The sequence below is a fragment of the Stenotrophomonas sp. 3diitr2024 genome, assembly GCF_042136455.1.
Taxonomy (GTDB): Bacteria; Pseudomonadota; Gammaproteobacteria; order Xanthomonadales; family Xanthomonadaceae; genus Stenotrophomonas; species Stenotrophomonas sepilia.
Genome location: NZ_JBHHMJ010000461.1, coordinates 1 through 6,505 on the forward strand (window position 1 = coordinate 1; position 6,505 = coordinate 6,505).

Annotated in this window: 4 protein-coding genes; 3 read left to right on the forward strand and 1 reads right to left on the reverse strand. The window is 67.4% G+C overall.

What is annotated here, in order from left to right:
* Positions 1 to 357: 357 nt before the first annotated feature.
* Positions 358 to 987, reverse strand: a complete 630-nt coding sequence (locus ABGA94_RS11620; protein WP_005418891.1) for an OmpW family protein — start codon at positions 985 to 987, stop codon at positions 358 to 360.
* A gap of 192 nt (positions 988 to 1,179) precedes the next feature.
* Between ABGA94_RS11620 and gap the strand changes: the two genes are divergently transcribed.
* The 3 genes from gap to ABGA94_RS11635 all read left to right on the forward strand — a co-directional run bounded on the left by gap (position 1,180) and on the right by ABGA94_RS11635 (position 6,346).
* Entirely contained in the window at positions 1,180 to 2,184 is a 1,005-nt protein-coding gene (gap, locus tag ABGA94_RS11625; protein ID WP_005418885.1) for a type I glyceraldehyde-3-phosphate dehydrogenase, read from the forward strand.
* Positions 2,185 to 2,309: 125 nt separating this feature from the next.
* Positions 2,310 to 4,973 carry a DUF2339 domain-containing protein gene (locus ABGA94_RS11630; protein WP_111174617.1) on the forward strand — a complete coding sequence of 888 codons (2,664 nt, stop codon included), beginning with the start codon at positions 2,310 to 2,312 and terminating at the stop codon, positions 4,971 to 4,973.
* The gene (locus ABGA94_RS11635) at positions 4,970 to 6,346 is read left to right on the forward strand and encodes a DUF3999 domain-containing protein (RefSeq protein ID WP_111174616.1); all 1,377 of its coding nucleotides are present in this window, start codon (positions 4,970 to 4,972) and stop codon (positions 6,344 to 6,346) included. The genes ABGA94_RS11630 and ABGA94_RS11635 overlap by 4 nt, the downstream gene beginning before the upstream one ends.
* Positions 6,347 to 6,505: the final 159 nt, after the last annotated feature.

The following is a 6,505-nucleotide window of genomic DNA, read 5'->3' on the forward strand; positions in this document are numbered from 1 at the left end:
AGGCGCTGCGGGACACGCTGCAAGTACGTCCCTGTAAGCTCGGCCGCGGCATTCATGCCGCGGACGGTCCCGCAGCGCCTGCCCCTGCAGCCCCATCCAACATGGCTGCGGAGGCGGATGCAAACGTCAAAGGCAACATCAAGAACAAATGCAGGATCAAAATCCGCCTTTTGCAATTGCAGGCAACCATTACGCCTCGGATGTACAGGCTCTGCTCCCCGCCTCGCCCCAGCTCCGGAACCGCTTCAGTCCCAGGCACAAAAAAGCCCCGGCAATCACCGGGGCAACATGCTGCGAGGGTTTTGCGTATAGCGGGGGAGCGGGGCGGGCGAAGCCCCCCGCACTCAACACACCGCTTTAGAACTTGAAGACGTACGAAGCGCCGTAGACCAGCGGATCGATGTTGACGGTGCCGATCTTCTCGCCGTTCAACTTCACCTTGCTGTCGATGTCGATCCAGCGCATGTCCACGCGCAGGGCGCCCTTCTCGCCGATCGCGAAGTCGATGCCCGCATGCGCGGCCAGGCCCCACGAATCCTGCAGCTTCAGCTTGCTGCCGGCCAATGCACCGGTGGTGTCTTCGCTGAAGAAGGTGGTGTAGTTCACGCCCGCGCCAACGAACGGCGAGACCTTGCCCTTGCTGTTGAAGTGGTACTGCAGGGTCACCACCGGCGGCAGCTGCTTGGTGCTGCCGACGCGGCCCAGGCCGTTGATGTTGATGTCGTGCTTGAACGGCAGTGCGGCCAGCACTTCGATGCCCAGGTTGTCGGCGATGAAGTACTCGCCGGTGATGGTCGGCTTGACGTCGTTGTCGACGTCGACCTTCAGGGTGCCGCCGGCCAGCCAGCCGTTGTTCGACTTCGGCGCCACCTGGTGCACGCCGGCCGAAACGGTCCAGTCGCCCTTGGACTGGGCCATGGCCGGGGCGGCGGCGAGGGACAGGGCGGCGGCCAGGCTGGCCACGATCAGGGAGGAGGTCTTGCGCATGGGGGTGTTCTCGTTGCTGGGTGGATGGCGACAGTCTCGGCCTCACGCCGCGCTAACGCTTTGATCCGGATCAAATCCTGTCCGCCGACCTGCTGGCGGCCCGGCCTGGCCCACGGTGGTCAGCCCCGGCCTGCTAGACTTGTGGGCCCTATCCATCCCGCCGCACCCGTCGCGGCTGCAGGAGCTTGAGAAATGGCAATCAAGGTTGGTATCAACGGTTTCGGTCGCATCGGGCGTAACGTCCTGCGCTCGGCGGTGCTGAACTTCGGCGACGACATCGAAATCGTGGCCATCAACGATCTGCTGGAGCCGGATTACCTGGCCTACATGCTCAAGTACGACTCCGTGCACGGCCGCTTCAAGGCCGACGTGGCGGTGCAGGGCAACGACCTGCTGGTCAACGGCAAGAAGATCCGCCTGACCCAGGAACGCGACCCGGCCAACCTGAAGTGGGACGAAGTCGGCGCCGACGTGGTGCTGGAAGCCACCGGCCTGTTCCTGACCAAGGAAACCGCGCAGAAGCACATCGATGCCGGCGCCAGGAAGGTCATCATGTCGGCCCCGTCGAAGGACGACACGCCGATGTTCGTGTTCGGCGTGAACGACAAGACCTATGCTGGCCAGGCAATCATCTCCAACGCGTCGTGCACCACCAACTGCCTGGCTCCGCTGGCCAAGGTCATCAATGACAAGTGGGGCATCAAGCGCGGCCTGATGACCACCGTGCATGCGGCCACCGCCACCCAGAAGACCGTCGATGGCCCGTCCAACAAGGACTGGCGCGGCGGCCGTGGCATCCTGGAAAACATCATTCCCTCGTCCACCGGTGCGGCCAAGGCCGTCGGCGTGGTCATCCCGGAACTGAACAAGAAGCTGACCGGCATGAGCTTCCGCGTCCCGACCTCGGACGTATCGGTGGTCGACCTGACCGTCGAGCTGGAGAAGGAAGCCACCTACGCCGAGATCTGCGCTGAAGTGAAGGCACAGAGCGAAGGCGCGCTGAAGGGCATCCTCGGCTACACCGAAGACAAGGTTGTGGCCACCGATTTCCGCGGCGAGACCTGCACCTCGGTGTTCGACGCCGACGCCGGCATCGCCCTGGACGGCACCTTCGTCAAGCTGGTGACCTGGTACGACAACGAGTGGGGCTACTCCAACAAGTGCCTGGAAATGGCCAAGGTCATCGCCGCCAAGTAAGGCCGGTGTAGATCGCAGACGGACCCCGGCCTGGCCGGGGTTCGTCGTTTATGGGACCCACCCTGTCGTAGCATGGGGCGGTCGACCGCCGCCGCTGGGGCGCGGGATCGCATTGGAAGCACGCAATGGAAGCACTGATAGCCCTGGTCGTACTGGTTCTTCTGGCCATCCCGCTGTTGCTGGTGGTCGCGCTGGTGATGATTGCCGGCCTGCGCCGCCGCGTCGCTGCGCTGGAAAGCGCGATGGCCGCCGCGCCGGCCGCCGTCAGGCCGGCCGCCACCGCACCCGCGCCTGAACGGCCTGTGGCCGCACCTGCTGCCAGCGCCGATCCACCGTTCCTGCGGCCGGCCGCCGCTGCTGCTGCGCCTCAGCCCCCGCAGCCACCGGTGCGCGAAGCAACGCCCACCGGGGTGCCTGTCCCCCGTCCTGCTGCGCCACCGGCGGTGCCGGTGCAGCCGCCGCTGCCTTCCGAACCGGCACTGCCCAATGTCATCGAGCGTGGCATCGGTGCGGTCAAGCGCTGGTTCACCGAAGGCAACGTGCCGGTCAAGATCGGCATGCTGGTGCTGCTGGCCGGTGTCGCAGCGCTGCTGAAGTACGTCAGCGACCAGGGCTGGCTGGTGCTGCCGATCGAACTGCGCCTGGCCGGCATCACCGTGGCTGCGCTGGGCCTGCTGGCCTTCGGTTGGCACCAGCGTGAACGCCGGCGGCTGTTTGCCCTGGCGCTGCAGGGCGGTGCCATCGGCGTACTGCTGCTGACCATCTTCGCGGCGTTCAAGCGCTTCGACCTGATTCCGCCGGCCTTTGCCTTTGCCAGTTCGATCGCACTGGTGGCCGGGCTGTGCGTGCTGGCGGTGGTGCAGAACTCGCGCACGCTGGCCGTGCTGGGCATCCTGGCCGGCTTCATGGCACCGCTGTGGCTGTCCACCGGCAGCGGCAACCACGTGGGGCTGTTCAGCTATTACGCCGTGCTCAATGCGGGCATCTTCGCCATTGCCTGGTTCCGCCCATGGCGCGCGCTGAACCTGCTGGGCTTCGCCTTCACCTTCGGCATTGGCACCTTCTGGGGCGTGCTGCAGTACGCGCCGGACAAGTTCAGCAGCACCGAGCCGTTCCTGGCGCTGTTCTTCGTGTTCTACCTGCTGATACCGCTGCTGTACGCGCGTCGCCAGCCGGCCGGCCGCCGTGACTTGATCGATGGCAGCCTGGTGTTCGGCACGCCGCTGGTCGCGTTCTCGCTGCAGGCAGGTATGCTGCACGCGCAACCGATGACGCTGGCACTGTGCGCGCTGGGCCTGGCGGCGATCTACGCGGTGTTGGCCCGGGCGCTGATCGCACGTGCGTCGTACACCGTGCTGGCGCAGTCGCATGCCGTGCTCGCGGTGGGTTTCGCCACGCTGGCGGTGCCGCTGGCATTGTCGGCGCGCGCCACGGGCGCCGTGTTTGCACTGGAAGGCGCTGGCCTGGCGTGGTTGGGGCTGCGCCAGAAGCGGTGGCTGCCGCAGGTCTCCGGCGCGTTGCTGCAGATCGGCGCCGCATTCGCCTTCGTTGCCGGTGGCGACCACTGGCACGAAGACCTGCGCTTCCTGATCAACCCGACCGCCGTTGGCGCGCTGTTGCTGGCCCTGGCCGGCTTCGCGTCGGCGTGGAGCTACCAGCGCAGGCCGCGTCATGAGGTCGCACTGGGGTATTACCTGTGGGGCCTGCTGTGGTGGCTGGGCGGCCTGGTCCATGAGATCACCCGCTTCTTCCCGTACCGCACCGAAGTGGACGCGTTGCTGGTGCTGGCCGCGGTCACTGGCTGGCTGGCGGCCGAAGCGCAGCGTCGCCAGCCGGCGCGTGCGCTGGGCGTGACCGCGCTGGCCATGCTCGCGCTGGGCTTCCCGCTGGCCCTGATGCAGAGCGATGCACACCACCAGCCGTTCGCCGGCCACGGCGCGCTGGCCTGGGCGGTGTTCGCGGTACTGGGCGTGCGTACCCTGCTGTGCCTGCGCCAAGGCGGCGATACCGTGGCCCGCATCGCGCAGTTCCTGTGGTGGCTGCTGTGGCCGTCGCTGCTTTCGTTGCTGGCCTTGTGGGGTAGTGGCGAGGCCGGCCTGGCGCAGGGTTGGACGACCCTGCTGGTGACCTTGCCGTGGCTGCTGATGGCGGCGCTGTCGCTGTGGCGCTGGAACGCATTGCGCTGGCCGCTGGGCGCGGCCTTCGACAGCGCGCGCGTCCCGCTGCAGTGCGTGCTGTTCGGCCTGCTGGCGATCGGTTGGCTGCTGGGCCAGCTGCTGCCGGGCGACGCCGCACCGCTGCTGTGGCTGCCGGTGCTGAATCCGGCCGAGATCGGCCAGTGGCTGAGCCTGCTGCTGCTGGCGCGCTGGCTGTACGGCAGTGAGGCACCGCAGGCATTGCTGAACATCCGCATGCCGCTGCTGGCACTGGCGGCCTTCCTCGCGTTGACCAGCCTGGTGCTGCATGGCGTACACCAATGGGGTGGACTGGCGTGGAATGCCTCGATGATGCGCTTCAGCCTGGCGCAGACCAGCCTGACCGTGTTGTGGAGCGTGCTGGGTGTGATTGCCTGGGTGTGGGGTTCGCGTCGCAGCCAGCGTGTGTTGTGGATGGTCGGTGCCGTGCTGATGGGCGTGGTGCTGGCCAAGCTGGTTATTGTCGATCGCCAGCACCTGGGCAACCTGCTGGGCATCGCATCGTTCATCGCCTACGGCCTGCTGTGCACGGTCGTGGGTTATCTGGCACCGGCACCGCCAAGCGCGGCGCCGACCGTGGAGGAATCGCAATGAGGAAGTGGAGCAGGGCGCTGCTGCCGGCGATGTTCGGCATGCTGGCCGCCGTCGTGGTACAGGCGGCTGATTACCGCACGCAGTATGCCGAGCAATGGCCGCTCACATTGTCCAGTGCGCAGTCCGGTGCCTACCGTATCGTGCTGGAGCCGGCGATCTACCGCCGTGCCGTGACCGCCGATCTCAGCGATCTGCAGGTGTTCAACGCGGCCAGCCAGTTGTTGCCGTCGGCACTGCTGGCGCCGGACCAGCCGCTGGCGCAGTCGCCGGTGCAGCGTGAACTGCCGTGGTTCGTGCTGCCGCCGCTGGCCGATGCACAGCGCAACGACCTGCAGCTGCTGACCGAGCGTGATACCGATGGGCGCGTGCGCCGGGTCGAAGCGCGGGTGGGTGGCGGGGCTGGGTCGAGCGGGCAGGGCGGCTGGCTGATCGACGCCAGCATGCTCGACCAGCAGCCGCTGGCGGCACTGGTGCTGGACTGGACCGACAGCGGCCAGCCGCTGCAGGCGCAGGTGCAGCTGGATGCCAGTGACGACCTGCAGCACTGGCGATCGATTGGCCGCGACATGCCGCTGGTGGATCTGCAGCGCGCCGGCAAGCGCCTGCTGCAGCGCCGCCTGCAGGTGGACGGCGCTGCACGCTACCTGCGTATCCTGGCGCAGGGCGACTCGCGCCTGCCGACCCTGCGCGGCGTACTGGCGGAACTGCCGCCAGCACCGGCCACGCTGCCCTGGGAATGGCTGTCGCTGGAGCCGACGTCGTCGGGCAAGGGCGAGTACACCTTCGAGATGGATGGCCGGTTCCCGGTGGCACGTGCCGATGTCGCCAGCACCGATAACAGCCTGGTGCAATGGACGCTGTTCAGCCGCGATGACGAGAGTGCGGAATGGCAACGTCGCAGCGCGCCGTGGATCGCCTACCAGGTGCAGCAGGGCACGCAGGGCCAGCGCCAGCAGTCGGCGGCACAGCCGCTGGGCGGGGTGCACCGCGACCGCTACTGGAAACTGGTGGCGAATCCGGCGGAAACCGCCACCGCGCCGACGCTGCGTCTGGGTTACCAGCCGGAAGTGCTGGTGTTCCTGAGCCAGGGCGCGGCGCCCTACGCACTGGCGGTGGGCAGCGCGACCGCGCGCCGCACGGACGCGCCGATCGGGGTGCTGATCGAGGAACTTCGGCAGCGCAACGATCCTTCGTGGCAGCCAACACTGGCGCGCCTGGAAGGCAGCCCGGAGCCGCTGGCCGGCGATGCGGCGCTGAAGCCGCAGCGCGATTGGAAATCGTGGTTGCTGTGGGCGTTGCTGGGCCTGGGCGTACTGGTGGTGGGTGGCCTGGCGCTCAGCCTGCTTCGGCAGAAGCCTGCGCCTTCGGAATAGGTTCCAGCGAACGGCGCAGCCCCTCGTGGGTGGGCGGTTGGTCGCGTAAAGCAAAAGCAAAAGCAGCGCTTGACCGGGCGGGGCGGGTTCGCGGGGGACGCCGCAAGTACGTCCTTGTAGGCTTGGCAGCCGCATCCATGCGGCTGACTAGATCACGTC

What these genes read in the sequence shown, in the direction of transcription:
- ABGA94_RS11620 (WP_005418891.1), bottom strand. Translation starts at nt 987, where the DNA reads ATGCGCAAGACCTCCTCCCTGATCGTGGCCAGCCTGGCCGCCGCCCTG.
- gap (WP_005418885.1), top strand. Translation starts at nt 1,180, where the DNA reads ATGGCAATCAAGGTTGGTATCAACGGTTTCGGTCGCATCGGGCGTAAC.
- ABGA94_RS11630 (WP_111174617.1), top strand. Translation starts at nt 2,310, where the DNA reads ATGGAAGCACTGATAGCCCTGGTCGTACTGGTTCTTCTGGCCATCCCG.
- ABGA94_RS11635 (WP_111174616.1), top strand. Translation starts at nt 4,970, where the DNA reads ATGAGGAAGTGGAGCAGGGCGCTGCTGCCGGCGATGTTCGGCATGCTG.